Origin of the sequence: Paracoccus sp. IB05 (assembly GCF_016405985.1) — a bacterium.
Lineage (GTDB): Bacteria > Pseudomonadota > Alphaproteobacteria > Rhodobacterales > Rhodobacteraceae > Pseudogemmobacter.
Genome location: NZ_JAEFCF010000001.1, coordinates 174282 through 191666, shown reverse-complemented (window position 1 = coordinate 191666; position 17385 = coordinate 174282). Strand labels below are relative to the sequence as shown.

At 64.4% G+C, this 17385-nt stretch carries 18 protein-coding genes and 1 riboswitch; of the genes, 4 read left to right on the top strand and 14 right to left on the bottom strand.

What is annotated here, in order from left to right; all coding sequences use genetic code 11:
• Nucleotides 1-3: 3 nt before the first annotated feature.
• From JC607_RS00840 to JC607_RS00830, 3 genes are all read left to right on the top strand, one after another.
• Nucleotides 4-1308 carry an ABC transporter substrate-binding protein gene (locus JC607_RS00840; protein ID WP_198835039.1) on the top strand — a complete coding sequence of 435 codons (1305 nt, stop codon included), beginning with the start codon at nt 4-6 and terminating at the stop codon, nt 1306-1308.
• On the top strand, nt 1280-1471 hold the full coding sequence (locus tag JC607_RS00835; protein WP_198835038.1) for a hypothetical protein: 192 nt from the start codon (nt 1280-1282) through the stop codon (nt 1469-1471). Before JC607_RS00840 ends, JC607_RS00835 begins: the two co-directional genes overlap by 29 nt.
• A 125-nt stretch (nt 1472-1596) precedes the next feature.
• The gene (locus JC607_RS00830; RefSeq protein ID WP_198835037.1) at nt 1597-2007 is read left to right on the top strand and encodes a DUF983 domain-containing protein; all 411 of its coding nucleotides are present in this window, start codon (nt 1597-1599) and stop codon (nt 2005-2007) included.
• A gap of 102 nt (nt 2008-2109) precedes the next feature.
• Here JC607_RS00830 and JC607_RS00825 read toward each other — a convergent pair whose 3' ends face one another.
• Both JC607_RS00825 and JC607_RS00820 read right to left on the bottom strand, forming a co-directional pair.
• The gene (locus tag JC607_RS00825; protein ID WP_198835036.1) at nt 2110-3570 is read right to left on the bottom strand and encodes a mannose-1-phosphate guanylyltransferase/mannose-6-phosphate isomerase; all 1461 of its coding nucleotides are present in this window, start codon (nt 3568-3570) and stop codon (nt 2110-2112) included.
• A gap of 147 nt (nt 3571-3717) precedes the next feature.
• On the bottom strand, nt 3718-4884 hold the full coding sequence (locus tag JC607_RS00820; protein ID WP_198835035.1) for a nucleotide sugar dehydrogenase: 1167 nt from the start codon (nt 4882-4884) through the stop codon (nt 3718-3720).
• Nucleotides 4885-5084: 200 nt separating this feature from the next.
• Between JC607_RS00820 and nanR the strand changes: the two genes are divergently transcribed.
• Nucleotides 5085-5813 (top strand): transcriptional regulator NanR, encoded by a 729-nt coding sequence (nanR, locus tag JC607_RS00815; protein ID WP_198835034.1) that lies wholly within the window; start codon nt 5085-5087, stop codon nt 5811-5813.
• An 11-nt stretch (nt 5814-5824) separates the two neighbouring features.
• On the opposite strand, the gene JC607_RS00810 is transcribed toward nanR, so the two are convergent.
• The 12 genes from JC607_RS00810 to JC607_RS00755 all read right to left on the bottom strand — a co-directional run bounded on the left by JC607_RS00810 (nt 5825) and on the right by JC607_RS00755 (nt 17323).
• The gene (locus tag JC607_RS00810; RefSeq protein WP_198835033.1) at nt 5825-6592 is read right to left on the bottom strand and encodes a class I SAM-dependent methyltransferase; all 768 of its coding nucleotides are present in this window, start codon (nt 6590-6592) and stop codon (nt 5825-5827) included.
• On the bottom strand, nt 6589-7008 hold the full coding sequence (locus tag JC607_RS00805) for a pseudoazurin (protein WP_198835032.1): 420 nt from the start codon (nt 7006-7008) through the stop codon (nt 6589-6591). Before JC607_RS00805 ends, JC607_RS00810 begins: the two co-directional genes overlap by 4 nt.
• Nucleotides 7005-7778, bottom strand: a complete 774-nt coding sequence (locus JC607_RS00800) for an ABC transporter ATP-binding protein (protein WP_198835031.1) — start codon at nt 7776-7778, stop codon at nt 7005-7007. Before JC607_RS00800 ends, JC607_RS00805 begins: the two co-directional genes overlap by 4 nt.
• Nucleotides 7775-8761, bottom strand: a complete 987-nt coding sequence (locus JC607_RS00795) for a FecCD family ABC transporter permease (RefSeq protein WP_370584723.1) — start codon at nt 8759-8761, stop codon at nt 7775-7777. Before JC607_RS00795 ends, JC607_RS00800 begins: the two co-directional genes overlap by 4 nt.
• Before the next feature lie 64 nt (nt 8762-8825).
• Nucleotides 8826-9818 carry an ABC transporter substrate-binding protein gene (locus tag JC607_RS00790; protein ID WP_198835181.1) on the bottom strand — a complete coding sequence of 331 codons (993 nt, stop codon included), beginning with the start codon at nt 9816-9818 and terminating at the stop codon, nt 8826-8828.
• Between the two features lie 194 nt (nt 9819-10012).
• Nucleotides 10013-10216: riboswitch (cobalamin riboswitch) on the bottom strand.
• A gap of 44 nt (nt 10217-10260) precedes the next feature.
• Nucleotides 10261-11289 carry a proline racemase family protein gene (locus JC607_RS00785; RefSeq protein WP_198835029.1) on the bottom strand — a complete coding sequence of 343 codons (1029 nt, stop codon included), beginning with the start codon at nt 11287-11289 and terminating at the stop codon, nt 10261-10263.
• 8 nt (nt 11290-11297) lie between these two features.
• Entirely contained in the window at nt 11298-12962 is a 1665-nt protein-coding gene (locus tag JC607_RS00780) for an aconitase X (protein ID WP_233092511.1), read from the bottom strand.
• Nucleotides 12962-13966 (bottom strand): 4-hydroxyproline epimerase, encoded by a 1005-nt coding sequence (locus JC607_RS00775; RefSeq protein WP_198835027.1) that lies wholly within the window; start codon nt 13964-13966, stop codon nt 12962-12964. The genes JC607_RS00780 and JC607_RS00775 overlap by 1 nt, the downstream gene beginning before the upstream one ends.
• 8 nt (nt 13967-13974) lie before the next feature.
• Nucleotides 13975-15216 (bottom strand): FAD-binding oxidoreductase, encoded by a 1242-nt coding sequence (locus JC607_RS00770; protein ID WP_198835026.1) that lies wholly within the window; start codon nt 15214-15216, stop codon nt 13975-13977.
• 12 nt (nt 15217-15228) lie between these two features.
• Nucleotides 15229-15951 (bottom strand): amino acid ABC transporter ATP-binding protein, encoded by a 723-nt coding sequence (locus JC607_RS00765; RefSeq protein WP_198835025.1) that lies wholly within the window; start codon nt 15949-15951, stop codon nt 15229-15231.
• Entirely contained in the window at nt 15944-16597 is a 654-nt protein-coding gene (locus tag JC607_RS00760; protein WP_198835024.1) for an amino acid ABC transporter permease, read from the bottom strand. Before JC607_RS00760 ends, JC607_RS00765 begins: the two co-directional genes overlap by 8 nt.
• Nucleotides 16598-16609: 12 nt before the next feature.
• Nucleotides 16610-17323, bottom strand: coding sequence for an amino acid ABC transporter permease (locus JC607_RS00755; protein WP_198835023.1), 714 nt, complete (start codon nt 17321-17323; stop codon nt 16610-16612).
• Nucleotides 17324-17385: the final 62 nt, after the last annotated feature.

Sequence of the window (17385 nt, the reverse complement as noted above, 5' to 3'; positions counted from 1 at the left end):
GCCATGCTGAAAAGCCCCCGCCCTGGCGGCGCGAACCGCCGCAACATCCTCACCGCAACCCTGGGCGCTACGGTCAGCGCGCTGACGGCAGGGCTCTGGCCGCGCGCCGCCGGGGCCGCGGAAGACCGGGTGCGGATCGGCTTTCTCGGCCCCCTGAGCGGCCCGGTCGCCGCCTGGGGGCAACCGGGTCTGGACGGCAGCCGGCTCTGGGCAGAATGGATCAACGCGGCGGGCGGGATCCGCATTGGCGGGCGCCAGCTGCCGGTCGAGATTCTGGCTTTCGATGATGAATATGACCCGGCCCGTGCGAGGGTCGGCGCGCAAAAGCTGATCCGGCGCGATGGCGTCAGCTTTCTCATGATGCTGGGAGGCGACACCTGGCCCGGGGCGGCGCCCCTGGTGCAGGAGACGGGGATGCTCGCCTCGACCCTGCTGCCCTCTGATCTCAGCCCCGAGACCACGACACTCATCGCCCCGGCCGAGGTCCACCCGATCTATAATGTCACTGGTGTCGACTGGCTGGCGCGGAACCGCCCCGGGCTCCGCTCCGCCGCGATCTGCGCCCAGGATGATGTGTTCGGCCTGCCCTCGATCGCAACATACCTGGCCGCCTTTGCCGCCGCCGGGATCCGCATGACCGATGAGCCGTTCTTTTTCGACCCTGCCACCAGCGATTTTGAGCCGCTGGTGCGACGGATGCTGTCGGGCGGGCCCGAGATCGTCTGCCTCGACACCTGTTACCCCGACTATACCCTGCCGATCTGCGAACAGCTTTACCGCCAGGGGTTTCGCGGCCAGATCCTCTCCTGCACGCTGGATTTCCACGACCGCATCATCGCCCATACCTCGCCGGACTTCCTCGAAGGCGCGATCTTTCAGTTCCCCGATTTCGACGACCCCGCCCTTGCCGCCCCCGAGGTGAACTTTCGCGAACCGGCGCGGTTTCATGCCGAATATGAGGCGCGCTTTCCGGGCCAGTGGAGTTCGGTCTCCTGGCAATATGCCGCGATCCTGGATCTGTGGAAGGCGGCGGCCGAGGCCGCCGACAGCACCGCGCCGGATGCTGTGCTGGCGGCGATGAAATCGGGTCGGGGACTGCGTCATGTCTTCGGCCCCGCGCGCTGGTGGGGTGATGACCTGTTCGGCATTTCCAATGCCCTGGTCGGACACTGGCCGGTGGTCGAAATATCCGGCGGCAAGGCGCATATTCGTGAATTCACCTCGGTGACCGACTGGTATGACCGCCACGGCGCCCTTTTACATCGGGAGATGGAGCGCTATGGCCAGCTCTGGAGCCAGCGTGTCTGAGCTTTTGCGCCGCCTCTGGCGCGCCTGGCGGCGCCATCCCGGCGCCAGGCGCCCTGCCCCCGCCCCCGCGCGCAGTTCGCTCTTCCATCTCAGGATGGAAACCAGACATCGTGACACTTATCACCGGCTCTCAAAGGGCCGCGATCCGCACAATCCCGGCTGAGTATATGGGTCATTCCGTCGCAGACCCATACACTGCGGGGATCTTGTCTTTATGATGAAACTGTCCTACATCATTGGCAACGGGCCAACAGCAGCGCCCGCAGGCTTACGTGACCCGAGGACAGCATGACCGATACGTCGCATTCCGCCGCAGACCTTCCTGAACGCCCGCTGAAACAGGCGATCCGCCGTGGCCTGATATGCCGCTGCCCGGCCTGCGGTGAGGGCTCGATTTTCTCGTCATATCTCAAGGTGGTACGGCAATGCCCGTCCTGTGGCGAGGAACTCTGGCATCAAAGGGCCGATGACGGCCCGGCCTATATCACCATGCTGATCATCTGCCATATCGCCGGGTTCATGATCCATGGTCTGTTCAGCTATACCGACCTGACGCCCGGCATTGTCGGCCTGATCGTGACGCTGACGGTGATTCCCCTGGCGCTGGTGATATTGCCTTCGACCAAGGGCTTTATGGTGGCCATGCAATGGTCGCGGCGTATGCATGGCTTTGGCGAAAGCAGCGCACCGCAACACTGATGTCAGGCGCCGCCCCGCTGCCGCAGGCAGGATGAGGGCGATCCGCCCGACCTGGCCCGGGCAGGCAGCGGAACCCGCACCTGTCCGGATTTACTTCTGTCCTCAGCCCTTCGCGCCCTGGCCCCGCGCATAGACATCCTCGTAGCGGATGATGTCATCCTCGCCCAGATAGCTGCCGGTCTGAACTTCGATAAGCACCATCGGCACCTTGCCCGGGTTCTCCATCCGGTGGATCGAGCCGAGCGGCACATAGACCGACTGGTTCTCCGTCAGCAGCGTCACCTCGTCATCGACGGTGACACGCGCAGTGCCCTCGACCACGATCCAATGCTCTGACCGATGGAAATGCGATTGCAGCGAGAGCGCGGCGCCCGGATGGACATGGATGCGCTTGACCTGGAACCGGTCGCCGACCACGAGGCTCTCATACCAGCCCCAGGGCCGGAAATCACGCGGCAGCGTCTCGGCCTGACGCGCGCCCTTGGCCTTGAGCGCCGCCACCGCCTTTTTCACATCCTGCGCCCGGTCGGCGCGTGCGACCAGCACTGCGTCGGGCATCGCCACCGCGATCAGCCCGTCCAGCCCAATCCCGACCAGCTCGACCGCATCGGATTCCGAGCGCAAAAGCGTGTTGCGGCAGTCAATCGCAGTTGAATGACCGCCAAGCACATTGCCCTCGGCATCCGGGCCGCCATCGCGCCAGACCGCATCCCAGCCGCCAAGATCCGACCAGCTGCCCGAGAACGGCACCACGGAAAGATTCGCCGCCTTTTCCATCACCGCATAGTCAATCGAGACATCCTCGATCTGCGCCCAGGGCGCCGCCGCGAGCCGCAGGAAGCCCAGATCGCTGACGCCGCCCGCAAGCGCCTCGCGCACGGCAAGCGTCATCGCGGGGGCGAAACTCTCATAGGCCGCGATCAGGTCAGCAGTGCGGAACAGGAAGATCCCCGCATTCCACAGGAAATTTCCCGCCTCTAACATGGTGGTTGCGCGCGCAGCATCCGGCTTTTCGACGAAACGACCGAGCTTCACCGCCTCGCCCGCCTCTGATGCCGTCGCCAGTTCGAGCCAGCCATAGCCGGTTTCGGCCCGGTCCGGGGTGATGCCGAAGGTCACGATCTGGCCCCGGGAAAGCGCCTCCATCCCGCGTGCGACAGCCGCGCGGAAGGCGGCGCTGTCGGGGATCGCATGATCCGAAGGCGCGACCAGCGCCACCGCTTCGGGATCGTTCTGATGCAGATAAAGCGCGGCGGCCAGCACCGCAGGCGCAGTGTTGCGGGCCGCAGGCTCGATCAGGATCGGGCCCGGATCGGTGCCGATCGCCGCCAGCTGCTCGGTGACGATAAACCGGAAATCGCTGCCGGTGACGATCAGGGGCGCCGTAAAGCAAAGCCCGTTCCCCTCGCCCGAAAGCCGCGCGGCCGAGGCCTGAAACAGGGTCATCCCGCCGCTTTCCAGCGCGAATTGCTTGGGATAGCTCTTGCGCGACAGGGGCCAGAGCCGCGTCCCCGAACCGCCGCACAGCAGGACCGGCGCTATCTTCTGATCTGTCTGGGCCATATTGACCTTTCTTCCTGGCATATCCGGCATTCTGTCTGGGCTTACTGGGGGCGCATTTCGCCACGCTGACCAACAGATTGCAAAGGATCGCGGCATTCCGGTGACCGTGGCGGGACATCACCGGCACTTTTTCGATGCCCGCCGCCCTCAATCCGCGCCGAAAAGATCGCGGGTAAAAACCTTGTCGCCGACATCCCCGAGTTCGGGCGTCCGGCGGTTTGCGAGGATCAGATCCGATCCCGCCTTGAACGCCGCAAGATCGCGTTCGACTTTCGATCCGAAAAACTCGGCCTCTTCCAGTGCCGGCTCGAAGACCACGACGCGGATCCCCTTCGCCTTGATCCGTTTCATGATGCCCTGGATCGAGCTCTGGCGGAAATTGTCAGAGCCCGCTTTCATCACCAGCCGGTAGACGCCCACCACCTGCGGTTTCAGCGCAATGATCCGGTCCGCGAGGTAATCCTTCCGGGTGCGGTTGGCATCGACAATCGCCGCGATCAGATTCTGCGGCACCTCGGAATAATTGGCCAGAAGCTGTTTGGTGTCTTTCGGCAGGCAATAGCCGCCATAGCCGAAGGAGGGGTTGTTGTAATGCGCGCCGATCCGCGGATCGAGGCAGACGCCATCGATGATCTGGCGGCTGTCCATATCGCGCGACAGCGCATAGCTGTCGAGCTCGTTGAAAAAGGCGACCCGCATCGCGAGGAAAGTATTGGCGAAAAGCTTGATCGCCTCGGCCTCGGACGGATCGGTGAACTGAAGCTCGACATCCTTGCTGACCGCGCCTTCCAGCAGCAGGCCGGCAAAGCGGCGGGCACGGTCCGAGCGTTCGCCGACGATGATCCGCGAAGGGTGGAGATTGTCGTAAAGCGCACGGCCCTCCCGCAGGAATTCCGGGCTGAAGATCACCTGCTCTGTGTGCAATTCGGCGCGGATCCGGGCAACGAACCCGACCGGCACGGTGGATTTGACCACGATGGTTGCGAGGGGATTGACGCGGATCACATCCGCGATCACCGCTTCGACGCTCGACGTGTCGAAAGAGTTGGTGTCCGGATCGTAATTGGTCGGCGTGGCGATGATGATAAATTCCGCATCTGCCCAGGCCGCCGACGCATCGACCGTGGCACTCAGCCGCAGCCCGCCTGCCGCCAGCGCCGCCTCGATATCGCTGTCTGCGATGGGCGAATGTCCCGCATTGACCAGATCCACCCGCCTGGCCGAGATATCGACTGCTGTGACATCATGATGGCGCGCCAGCAAAACGGCGTTGGACAATCCGACATAGCCAAGCCCGGCGACGGCGATCTTCATTCTGCTGTTCTCCGCTCTGGCTCGCGCCTCGAAACAGCTTCTTACATGCACCGGTCAGCGGGTTTTGTCATCCGTTTTGCAGGCCACGGACGTTTTGCAGGCCCCGGACGAGGCCGCGCTTTCCCTGCCGCCCAGGTCATTATATCATCAGTCCACTGCGCCGGACCATTCCTCCGCCAAAGCGCCACATAAGGGCCGCCATGAAGCCAGAACCCCGCTCTTCCGATCTTTCTCTCGCGCCGGTCGCACGGCGCAAGCTGTCGGATTCGGTGGTCGAACAACTGCGTGCCATGATCGCCTCGGGTCAGTTGCGCCCCGGCGACGCCCTGCCCTCCGAGCGCGAGATGATGGCGCGGATGGGAGTCGGCCGCCCCGCCGTGCGCGAGGCTTTGCAGCAGCTCCACACCCAGGGGCTGATCACGATTTCCCATGGCGAACGCAGCCGCGTCAATCCGCTGAACCCGGATCTGGCGCTGCATCAGATCAATGATATCGCGAGCCTTCTGATCGCAGCAGAGCCGGGCAATCTCGGCCATCTGCGCGATGCGCGAAAGCTGTTCGAGACCGGGCTGGCCCGGATGACCGCCACCAAAGCGACGCCTGCCGATGTGGCGCGGCTGCGCGGGCTGGTCGGCCTGCAGCGCGCGGCGCTTGGCGATACGGCGGCCTTCATGCGCGCCGATATCGATTTTCACACGGCGCTGGCCGCGATCCTCGGCAATCCGGTGATCACGGCGCTGTCGCATGCGATGCTGGGCTGGCTCTTCAAACATCACGACACGCTTCTGCACTGGTCGGGGCATGAGACGGTGACGCTTGCGGAACATGAGGCGATCACCGATGCGCTCGCGGCCCAGGACCCCGATCTCGCGGCAGAGCGCATGCAAAAGCATCTCGACCGGTCGGAACGGCTTTACCCCCAGGGCTGACCCCACCGCTCTCAGCCGGGCTTTTGCGCCGTCAGGATAAAGCGGTCATAAACCCGGGTCCTGAGCCGGTTGCGCAGCCCGTTGACCCGCCGTTGCGCCCTGGCAATCGGCTCATGCGAATGGCGCGTGATGGCGGTGAACCCCGCCTTTTCCAGCAACGGCACCAGCAGTTCAAAGCGCAGACCGGTGCCGAAAGGCAGCCCCGCCATGATCGCGGCATGGCGCGCGCCCATCGCGCCGTCATAAAACGGATCGGGCGAGAATCGTTCCCAAAGCGCCAGCACCCGCGCCGGCCAGCGGCCCGAACGCGCGGGCTGTGCCCAGTCACCATCATAGACCAGAAGCCTCCCGCCGGGTTTCAGCACCCGAAACCAGTCGGCGAAAGCCTCTTCCGGCCGGGTCAGCGTCCAGACCAGATGCCGGCACAGGATCGCGTCCTGACTGGCATCGGGCTCCATCGTGACCTGCGCATCGGCCAGCACAAAGCGCAGCCGCGTCTTGCCCGCATGTTTCGCGCGCGCCACCGCCAGCATCGCCTCGGAAAAATCCAGCGCCGTGACCTCATGACCCAGATCATGGATCAGCCGCGTCATCTCGCCGGTGCCGCAGGCCAGTTCCATGATCCGCGCCGGCGCGGGCGGCAGATGATCGCGCATCGGCTGCGCCCAGGCGGCGGCCTCGGCCCCTGGCGCTATCGCATGGCCGAAGGCCTGGTCAAAGGTTTCCGAGCGGCGCGACCAGTAGTCACGGATCACTTCGGCGAGATCGTGATTGATCACTTCTCAATCCCGGACAGGATCGTCTCGAACCGCTCACGTGCACGTGCCGGCAGGGTCTCGGGCAATACGGTTTCCGCCACATCGCCGACATGGATCAGCATCACCATCCCCATCGCCACATGCGGCGAACATTTGATCCCGTAAGCGCCCGGCACGTCGAAGGTGACCGTGAAATCCTCATTGATCTTCGATCTGAACGGCGTGGCGCCTTCGGGGATCATATCGTCAATGGTTGCGGCATTATGGCTCGGCTGGGTCGGGATAAAGCGCACTGAATCGCCAGGGGCGATCTTCAGATAGGAGGGCTCATAGATCATCGGTCCGTTTTCCGACCGGTTATACATCTCTACCTCATGCGTTTCAGCCAGCGCGGGCGTCGCGATCATCAGAAAAAGGGCGGCGAGAGCGGATTTCATGGCTGATCCTCAAGGCAGTGGAAACGGAATTGCGTGACACCGTCGGTCGGGTCGGTCAGCGTCCTGGCCCCGACGCGGAAAATGCGGGCGAGGCGGTCGGCGCTGAGCACCTCGCGCGGCGGGCCAAGGGCGGCAAGCCTGCCCCCCTCCAGCACCGCCAGCCGGTCGCAGCCAAGCGCCTGGTTCAGATCATGCAGCGCAATCACCACCGTCACCGGCAGATCCGAGACCAGCCGCAACAGCGAAAGCTGATGATGGATATCAAGATGGTTGGTCGGCTCGTCCAGCAGCATGACCTGCGGGCGCTGCGCGAGGGCCCGGGCGATATGGACGCGCTGACGCTCGCCGCCCGAAAGCGTGGTCCAGGACCGCGTGGCCATATCTGCCATGCCGACACGCGCCAGCGCCTCGGCGCAGATCGCGGCATCCTGCGCGCCAAAAGGCGCAAGCGGCGAGAGCCAGGGCGTGCGGCCCAGTTCCACCGCGTCACGCACGCTCAGCGCCTCGGCGGTCTGGGCCTGTTGTTCAACAAAGGCGATGCGCCGCGCGATATCGCGCCGGTTCATGCGCGACAGGGCCGTGCCGTCCAGGCTGACCGTGCCGCGCGCCCGCGCCGCGATCCCGGCAAAGAGCTTCAGCAGCGTCGATTTCCCCGACCCGTTCGGCCCGATCAGCCCGAGCGTCTCGCCACTGGCAACCTCCAGGGTGATCCCTTCGACAATCGGGCGCCCGCGCGCGGCCCAGCCAAGATCATGCGCCGCGATCTTCATCCGCGCACCCTCCCCCGGATCAGGATCAGCGCGAAGCCGGGCGCGCCCACCAGCGCGGTGACCACACCGATCGGCACCACCTGGCCCGGGATCAACATGCGCGAGACCACATCGGCCGCGATCAGGAACACGGCCCCGGTCAGGGCCGCCGCCGGGATCAGCCGCCCGTGGCGCGGGCCGACAAGGAACCGCGCCGCATGCGGGATCACCAGGCCGACAAAGCCGATGGAGCCGACAAGGCTTACCATCGTCGCGGTCATCAGGGTCACCGCGCCGATCAGCACGATCTGCACGCGGCGCACCGCGATCCCCAGCGATGAGGCGGCATCCGAGCCAAAGGAAAACGCATCCAGCGCGCGCGCATGCCAGAGACAGGCAAGAAACCCGGCGACCGCGACCGGTAAGGCCAGTGTGACATCGGGCCAGCGCACGCCGGAAAGATTGCCCAAAAGCCAGAACATGATGCCGCGCGCCTGTTCGGCATTGGCGGATTTCGCGATGAAGAAAGAGGTCAGCGCGTTGAAAAGCTGCGATCCGGCGATCCCGGCAAGCACCATCTGCGCCGGCCCGCCACCCGCCGCGCGGGCCAGGGCCGCGACAAGGCCAAAGGCCAGAGCTGCCCCCAGAAAGGCCCCCCCCGAGATCCCGATGGCCCCGGCGCCGACGCCCATAATCGTCACCGCCACCGCGCCGGTCGATGCCCCCGCCGAGACACCCAGCAGGTAAGGATCGGACAGCGCGTTTCTGACCAGCGCCTGCAAAACCACACCTGCCAGCGCCAGCCCCGCGCCGCATCCGGCGGCAACCAGGGTGCGCGGCACCCGATAGGCCCAGATGATGCCCTGATCGATCGGGTCGACCGGCAGCCCGGCATTCCAGAGATTATTCGCCAGGGCCGCCCAGACCGTCGACCAGGGCAGCGGCGTCTCGCCAAGGATCACGCCCGTCAGAACGGCGAGCGCAAGGACAGCCACCCCCGCCATGGCGCGCAAAGCGACATGGGCGGCAAGCGCAACAGGGGTGGCCGGGCGTTTCATCTCCGGCAGATCACTTCAGACCAAAGGCCGGCAGCGCCGCCGCCAGCTCTTCCAGCGCCGCGATATTGCGGATCGACGGGTCCATTGCATGCGCGTCGATGATCACGATGCGACCATTCTTCACCGCCTCCATCTGGCTTACCACCGGATCGGACTTCAGGAATTCCAGTTTCTTTTCATGATCATCCGCCTCGAACCGGCGGCGGTCCATGCGGGCAATCACGATCACATCGGGATTGGCCCGCGCGATGGTTTCCCAGGACACGACCGGCCATTCCTCGGGGCTTTCGACCACATTCTTCAGCCCCAGAGACGCCATCATCCAGGCCGGAGCACCGCCGTTTCCGGCAACATAGGGGTCGATATCCATCTCGGCCGACGAGAACCAGAACACCGCCGAGGCCTCTTTCAGATCAAGCGCCTTCGCCGCCGCGACCGCCGCCGCCTCGCGCGCTTTCAGATCAGCGACCACCTCTGTGCCCTTGTCGGTGATGTTGAAAATCGTCGCCAGCTCTTCGATGCCGAGATAGATCCCCGCCATCGTATAGGGTTCCAGCCGGGTGCCGTCCGAGCCTGCGGTATTGTCCTTGCCGATGCAGTCAGCCGGCAGGACATAAGCCGGAATGCCGAGATCGGCGAATTGCTCGCGCGTCGCCACGATGCCTTGCGGGCCGACATGCCATTCATATTGCACGGTCACGATGCCGGGGCGTTTCGCGACAACACTCTCGAAGGAGGGGTCATTATCCGCGAGCCGCCCGATGCCTTCGTTCAGCTCTCTGAACTCCGGCAGGACTTCGGTGAACCAGACCGAGGTGCCCGCGACCCTGTCGCCAAGTCCCAGCGTGTAAAGGATCTCGGTCGTCGCCTGGCCGACGGTCACAGCACTTTCCGGCGCCTTGTCAAAGCTCAGCTCGATCCCGCAATTCTGCAGCTTGAGCGGATAGCCGGTCTCGGCCAAAGCAGGCATGCCAAAGCAGAGCGCGGCCAGTGAAGCGGTCATCGAGAAACGGGTATTGGGGAAATATCGCATCCGGGATCTCCGTGAGGGATGGGGGATGGAGCGGATGGAGAGCGTGAAAACCGCGACGCACAAAGCTGGCCCGGCGCGGATGGCGCAGGCTGGCGGCACGGGATGCGGTGGCGCATCTGCGGGTCAAAATCATATCTCGCCTCCCCGGACGCCCCGTCCGGGTCAAGTTGGTTACAGGAGTCGGCAGGTCTCCTGACTGGCGGGTCACGGGGTCTGCGCAGCCTTCCCATGGGCTCTCCCACAGTGGCATTGTCGCGCGGACCCTCGCCGCCTACAGTTGCGGGGGCAGTTCCGGTTCATCCCCCTGTAAAGGCGGATGACGGATTCCCTTTCAATTCCTTGCGGAAACCGACATGTCCTGAGTATGGGCAAACCCGGCCCGCTTCAATGGCAAAGCAACGCGTTATGCGGATCAGCGCGCGCCCCAGGTGTCCGACAGCCGATACCCGCCGGGCCAGGGGTCAGATGGGTCCAGCATATGCTGATGGATGCCGGTGACCCAGCCGCGCCCCGAGATTTCCGGCCGGATCGCCGCCGTGCCCGCCAGATCGGTGGTGCCGAGGATGCGGCCCTGAAACTCCGACCCGATCAGTGAGACGGTGGTCAGACGGTCGGCCTCAGACATCTGGCCGCGCGCATGCAGCACCGCCATCCGCGCGGAAAGCGCGGTCCCGGTGGGCGAGCGGTCAACCTTGCCGGGCCGGATCGCCACGGCAGCACCGGCGCGCAGGTCATTGCCCTGGCGCGTGACCTCGCCCGCGAAAAGGCAGAAGGAATAATGCGTCCAGTCCGGGTTGGTCGGGTGGCGGAAGCCGAGCTGTTCCGTCCCGGCATCCGAGATTTTCACCCCAAGCTTTGCGATATCATGCGCCTCGTCAGGGGTCAGGCTGAAGCCAAGCGCTTTGGCATCGACAAAGACGAAACTGTCGCCACCCCAAGCGGTATCGACCGTCAATGTGCCAAGGCCCTCGACTTCAAGCTTTGCATCCAGCCGTTCCGCGAAAGAGGGCAGGTTTTCGACAAAGATCCGTTCCGCCTTTCCGTTGCGGCATTCGGCGCGGACATGGACGAGGCCGCCCGGCGCCTCCAGCACCATGCGCGTTTCCGGCTCGACCATCGGGATGATGCCGCCATCAAGCAAGACCGTCGAGACACAGATCGAATTGGAGCCGGACATCGGCGGCGTATCCTCGGGCTCCATGATGATAAAGGCGGCATCGGCGCGCGGGTCTTTTGGCGGCACGAGCAGGTTCACATGGCGGAAGACGCCGCCGCGCGGCTCGTTCAGCACGAAATTCCTGAGGGTCTGATCTTCGGCGATCCAGCGCGACTGGGCCCAGATCGTGTCCCCCGGCGGCGGGCGGACGCCGCCCACGATGACATCGCCCACCTCGCCCTCGGCATGGGCGGAAATCACATGGATGGTCTTGATCGAGCGCATGGGGAGCCTCAGGAAAGCCAGGGGGGAAGGGTTTTGGCAGCATGGCCCGTAAGGGCGGCAGCGGCACAGGTTCTGAGACTGTCGAACCGGATCTGCCGGCCCGAGAGCCCTGGGCCGTAATGGGCATATTTGCCGGAATTGGTCATCAGCGTGCGGGTCGCGGGCGGGAAGACCGGCTCGGAGATCGAACACCAGCAGAGATCGGGAAGCACCTGAACGCCGGCGGCTTCGAGGGTTGCGAGCGTGCCCTCGCCCGCCAGATCGGCAATGATCTGGCGCCCGGCGGTGATGATGGTCGGAACCTGCACCCGCCCACCGTTCAGCGCTTTCGCGAAGGCGCGGCATTCCTCGCGCGAGGCATGAGGGCTGCCGATGGCAATGAGGTCGATCGCTTCGCCGCCCTGGTTCAGTTCCTCCCAGGCGCGGGCGAAATCGCTGCGTGTGATCCGGACATTGTCGGCATCGGGTGCGATAAGATGCGCCTCGGGCGTGACCCCTTCGACATGCAGCATCGGTGCAGCCGAAGTGGTGCCAAAGGCCGCGCACAGTGCCTGTAACTGCTCGCGGGATGCCGCGCCCACACCTCTGAGCAAGGGGATCCGATCCGGCGAGGCGCGGCCCGCAAGCCAGCCCAGCAAAGGCCAGAAGAGATCATCCGCGTCAGGAATCGCCGCCACGTCAATGATGCGCTGCGCCGCCCGGTTCTCGTCCAGACAGACGCCGGCCAGTGGCGCACGCCCGGTCATGGCGATGAAGAGGTCCAGGAAATCCGGGTGTTTCGCCGTCCGCGCCCCCAGCACGGAATTGGCAAAGATCACCGCATTGCTTTCCGACCAGCCAATGGCTTCGCCTTCGGCCGGAGCGCTCTCCAGCAGATAGGGCGCGCAGGTGAAACTCGGCCGGCAGCCCATGGCCACATAGGCATCGGCAAGCCGCTGCGCCGGGGCGCCGAACAGATCCGGCACCCCCTGGGCACGCCAGTTCTCGCGGTCGACCGAAATCGCGTTCATCGTCGTCGGCACCCGCACCCGCGCGCCCATCTCCGCCATCTTCGCCGCGAAGGTCAGATTGGCGGGGCTCGCATAGATGCAGCCGTCGATATGGCCCTGAGTCACATCGATCAGCCGCGTCGCCCCCTGATTTGCCGCCATAGCAACAAGGATGCGCATCGCCTGCGACACGGCCTCGCCTTCCGCGCCCGAAAGCATCGCCAGATCTGCCGCCGTCAGGGCCAGCGCCGATCCCGCGGCAGAGGCGACCGGCAGGGTCATTCCCGGGGCCTCGATGGCCCCTGGAATGACGGCCACCTCACCCAGACGCGAGACGGTGTCGAAGGCCGCGCGCTCCAGCCGCAGGACCGGCAGCGCCACACCAAACATCTCGGCCGCAATCATCGCGCCCAGCGTCACCACATCTTCCGCCTCGCGAAACACCAGCGCCGCAGGCGCAAGCCCGTTCAGCGCCATGTCCAGCAGCACCCCTGACCCGGTGCAGGAGCCCCGCGTCCCCGGCATCACCAGCACCCGCCCCGCCAGCGTCTCGCCATGCAGCGGGTGATGCGCGTCAATCACCTTTGACGTCGCGGGATCGACCCCGCCCCAGAAGCTCAGCGGCTCATCGGATGCCAGAACGCGACCCTTCGCCCTGCCCTCAAGAATGAACCGCGAGCCCATCATTTCACCACGAAACCATGGGCATAGGGGTCACGCTCATCGATGAAGATCGTGTTGATCCCGGTCTGCCGCGCCCAGCCGCCGATCGACGGAATGATCGCGGATTTGCCCGGCACCGCGTCAGAGGTCGCCTCGACCCGGCCCTTGAAGATCGAGCCGATGATGCTCTCATGCCAGAACTCATCGCCAACGCTCAGGCGGCCCTTTGCCGCCAGCTGCGCCATCCGGGCCGAGGTGCCCGTGCCGCAGGGCGAGCGGTCAATCGCCTTGTCGCCATAGAACACCGCGTTGCGGGCATGGGCGCCCTCGACGGTCGGAACGCCGGTCCAGAGGATATGCGACAAGCCGTTGATCCGCGCGTCGCCGGGATGCACAAATTCATATTTCGCATTCAGCGCCGCACGCAGCTTCGGCGAGAAGCCGATCAGCTCTCCGGCGGTGAAATCGGCCATATCGCGGAAATTCTTCTGCGGCTCGACAATGGCGTAGAAATTGCCGCCATAGGCCACATCGACCACGATCTCGCCCAGCCCCTCGACCTCCGCCGTCAGCCCTTCGGCGTAAAGGAAGCCCGGCACATTGGTCAGCCGCACCTCTTCGACGAAACGGCCCTCCTGGCGGTAAGAGATATCGACCTTGCCCGCAGGTGCATCAATCGACAGCTTTCCGGGCGAGCGCGGCTGGATCAGCCCGTTCTCGATCCCCATGGTGATCGTGCCGATCGTGCCATGGCCGCACATCGGCAGGCAGCCCGAGGTCTCGATGAACAGCACCGCCACATCGCAATCGTCGCGGGTCGGCGGATAGAGGATCGAGCCCGACATCATGTCATGGCCCCGCGGCTCGAACATCAGGCCGGTGCGGATCCAGTCGAACTCGCGCAGGAAATGCGCGCGCTTCTCAAGCATGTCCTTGCCGATCAGGCGCGGACCGCCACCCGAGACCAGACGCACCGGATTGCCGCAGGTATGCCCGTCCAGGCAGGAGAAAGTATGAACACTCATCATGAGCCTCAGAAGCGTTGGGGAGAGAAGGCAGATATGTCGATGGCGGGCGCGTTGCCAGTCACAAGCTCGGCAACCAGCCGCGCCGTGCCGGCCGATTGCGTCAGCCCGAGATGGCCATGACCGAATGCGTGAACAACGCGGGCCGAGTTCTTCGAACGGCCAATCGCCGGCAGGCTGTCCGGCAGGGATGGGCGAAAACCCATCCATTGCACGCCGCCCTCGGGCTTCAGCCCCGGCAGGAAGGCTTCGGCCTTTTTCAGCATCGCCTCTGATCGTCTGAAATTCGGCGGCCGGTGCAACCCGCCCAGCTCCACCGCACCGCCGACACGGATGCCGGTGGAGAGGCGCGAGACCACGAAACCATGGCCGCCAAAGGTCACTTGCGTGCGCAGGTCAAACGCGCCGCGCGGCAGGGTGGTGTTATAGCCACGCTCTGTTTCCAGCGGGATATGGTCGCCGACCGAACGCGCGATCAGATGCGAATGTGCCCCTGCCGCCAGCACGACATGCCCAGCATGGCGGATCTTCCCATGCGAAAGCACTTCGGCGCCTTCGGTCAGGGGCCGGATCCCGGTGACCTCGTCGCGCTCCAGCACACCGCCATTGGCGCGGAACCGGTCGGCCAGCGCCAGGGTGTAGAGCTTCGGATCCGAGATCGAGAACCAGCCCGGCGTGAAAGTGCCATGGGTGAAACGAGGGCTGAGACCGGGCTGGATCCCGGCCATCTCGCCCGCCTCCATATGGCGGAATTCGATCCCGTGTTCTTCGCGCGCGCGCCAGCCAGGCAGGCTCGCGTCAAGCTCGGCCTTGCTTTCATAGACCTGAAGATTGCCCTTTTTCTCCAGCATCGACAGCGTGCCGGAAAGGGTCAGAAACGGCTCAAGCTCGGCCTTTGACAGATCCATCAGCGCGGTCTGTGCGACCGTCGACTGTTTCACCCGCGCGGGCGAACAGGCGCGCCAGAAGCGAAACATCCATGGCGCGATCTTCAGCGCATAAGACGGCGGCACCGACAGGGGCCCCAGCGGGTCGAGCAACCATTTCGGCGCCTTGCGCAGGATTCCGGGGCTTGCCAGCGGCAGGATATCGGTAAAGGCGAAAGCCCCGGCATTCCCGGCCGATGCACCCGCCGCCGGACCTTCGCGGTCAATCACCGTGACGCGCAGGCCCCGCGCCTGAATGGCAAGCGCCGCGGAAAGACCCACGACGCCCGCCCCGATGACAATCACATCGGTCTCGTTCTGCATATTACGTCTGCCTTAATGAGTGGCGGCGAGGAATTTCTCCAACTCGGCGGTCTTGGGTGCGCCGAACAGCTCTTCGGGCGGCGCGATCTCGGCCATGATGCCCTGATGGAAGAAGGCCACGCGGTCGGAAACCTCACGCGCGAATTTCATCTCATGGGTGACGCAGATCATCGTCATGCCTTCCGAGGCCAGCAAACGGAGCGTGTCGAGCACCTCGCCCACCAGCATCGGGTCCAGCGCCGAAGTGACCTCATCGAAGAGCATGTAAGACGGCCCCATCGCGAGCGCCCGGGCAATCGCCATCCGTTGTTGCTGCCCGCCCGAAAGCCGCGCCGGATAGACCGAGAGCTTATCGCCAAGGCCCACATGTTTCAGCTGTTTCTCAGCCTCGGCCTCGGCCTCGGCTTTGGAACGGCCCAGCACCTTGCGGGGCGCCAGCATCACGTTTTCCAGCACGGTCAGATGCGGAAAGGCATTCCATTGCTGGAACACGATGCCGATCTTCTGGCGCAGCTTGTTGAGATTCGTGGATTTTGCGTGAACCTCGACCCCGTCGACGAGGATACGCCCGGAATCAATCGGCTCCAGCCCGTTGATACAGGTCAGCAGCGTCGATTTCCCCGACCCCGACCCGCCGATCACGGTCAGAACCTCGCCTTTGGCCACCGTCAGGTCGATGCCCTTAAGCACTTCCAGCGGGCCAAAGCTTTTGCGGACTTTTTCGATCTCAATCATTGGACCACCGTTTTTCAAGATAGCTGCCGAAGCGGGCGACGGGGAAGCTGATCACAAAGTAGAACACTCCGCAGAGCAGAAGCAGGAAAAGCGGCTCCTGCAGACGGGTGATCAGATCTTTGGTGCTTTTCATCAGTTCGGACACATTGACCACATAGATCAGGGCCGAGTCCTTCATGACGCCAAGCGAAAGCCCGATCCAGGACGGAAGGGCGACCCGGCTGGCCAGCGGCAGGGCGATATAGCGCATGTCCTGCAGCCAGGTCATCCCCAGCGAGCGGCCCGCGCGCCGCGTATTCGGCGGCACCGATTCCAGCGCGCCGCGCACGATTTCCGAACAATAGGCGGCAGTGTAGAGCGAAAGCACCCCGCAGGCGACCGAGAAGCCCGAGATCCGCAGTTTCAGCACCGCCGTGACAAAGGCGAAGGCCAGCGAGAGCTGGATCAGAAGTGGCACCGAACGGCACACATCCAGCACGAAAGTCACCGGTATCGCCCACCATGGCCCGGCCTGAAAGCGGAAGATGCCGCAGATCACCCCGACCACGGTCCCGATCGCGACCGAGATAGCGGTGACAAGCAGTGTCATCCCGGCGCCCTGGACCAGCATCCAGAAGTCTTTGGCGGTCATTGCTGTTTCAAACATGTCCCGCTCCCCTCAATATCTGAACAGCCGGGCTGCAATCAGCCGGGCGGAGAGCGTGACGATCTTGGTCATCACATAGAAAATGACCGCGGCAATGGCGAACATCTCGAAGGTGCGGAAATTGATCTTCACCAGATTGTCGGTGACGCCAAAAAGATCCGAATTCATCGAGATCACCGCGCCGAGCGAGGTCATCAGGATGGCCCAGACAAACTGGTTCGTCATCGGCAGGAAAGAGATCCTGAGCATCTGCGGCATCACCACATAGCCAAAGGCCTGCGGCGCGCTCATGCCCAGTGACCGCGCCGAACGGGTCTGGGTGTCCGGGATCGCCTTCAGGGCACCCCGGAAATTCTCATGCAGGTAGCCGGCATTGTTGAACGTGATCCCGGCGAGCAGCGCAACATAGGGCGAGAGCCGCAGATCGACGGCAAAGCCCAGATGCGGCTGCGTCCAGCCAGTGATCGCGATGCCAAGCCCGGCGAGACCGAAAAAGGCCATATAGATCTGGAAAAGCGCCGGCGTGTTGCGCGCCACTTCGACCCAGGTGGTCGTGATGCCGCGCAGCACCCGATTGCCCGAGAGCCGGAACGAGGTGAGCAGAATCGCAAAAAGGATCCCAAGGATCATCGAAAGCACTGCGACTTCCAGAGTCACCAGCGCCCCTTGCAACATATCAGGCAGCGATTGGAACGCCTGATTCCAGCGAAAGCTGTAATTGAACATATCCGCCTCTCGGTCACTGAACGGAGAACGGCGCGGGGATCACCCCCGCGCCGCGTATGGCG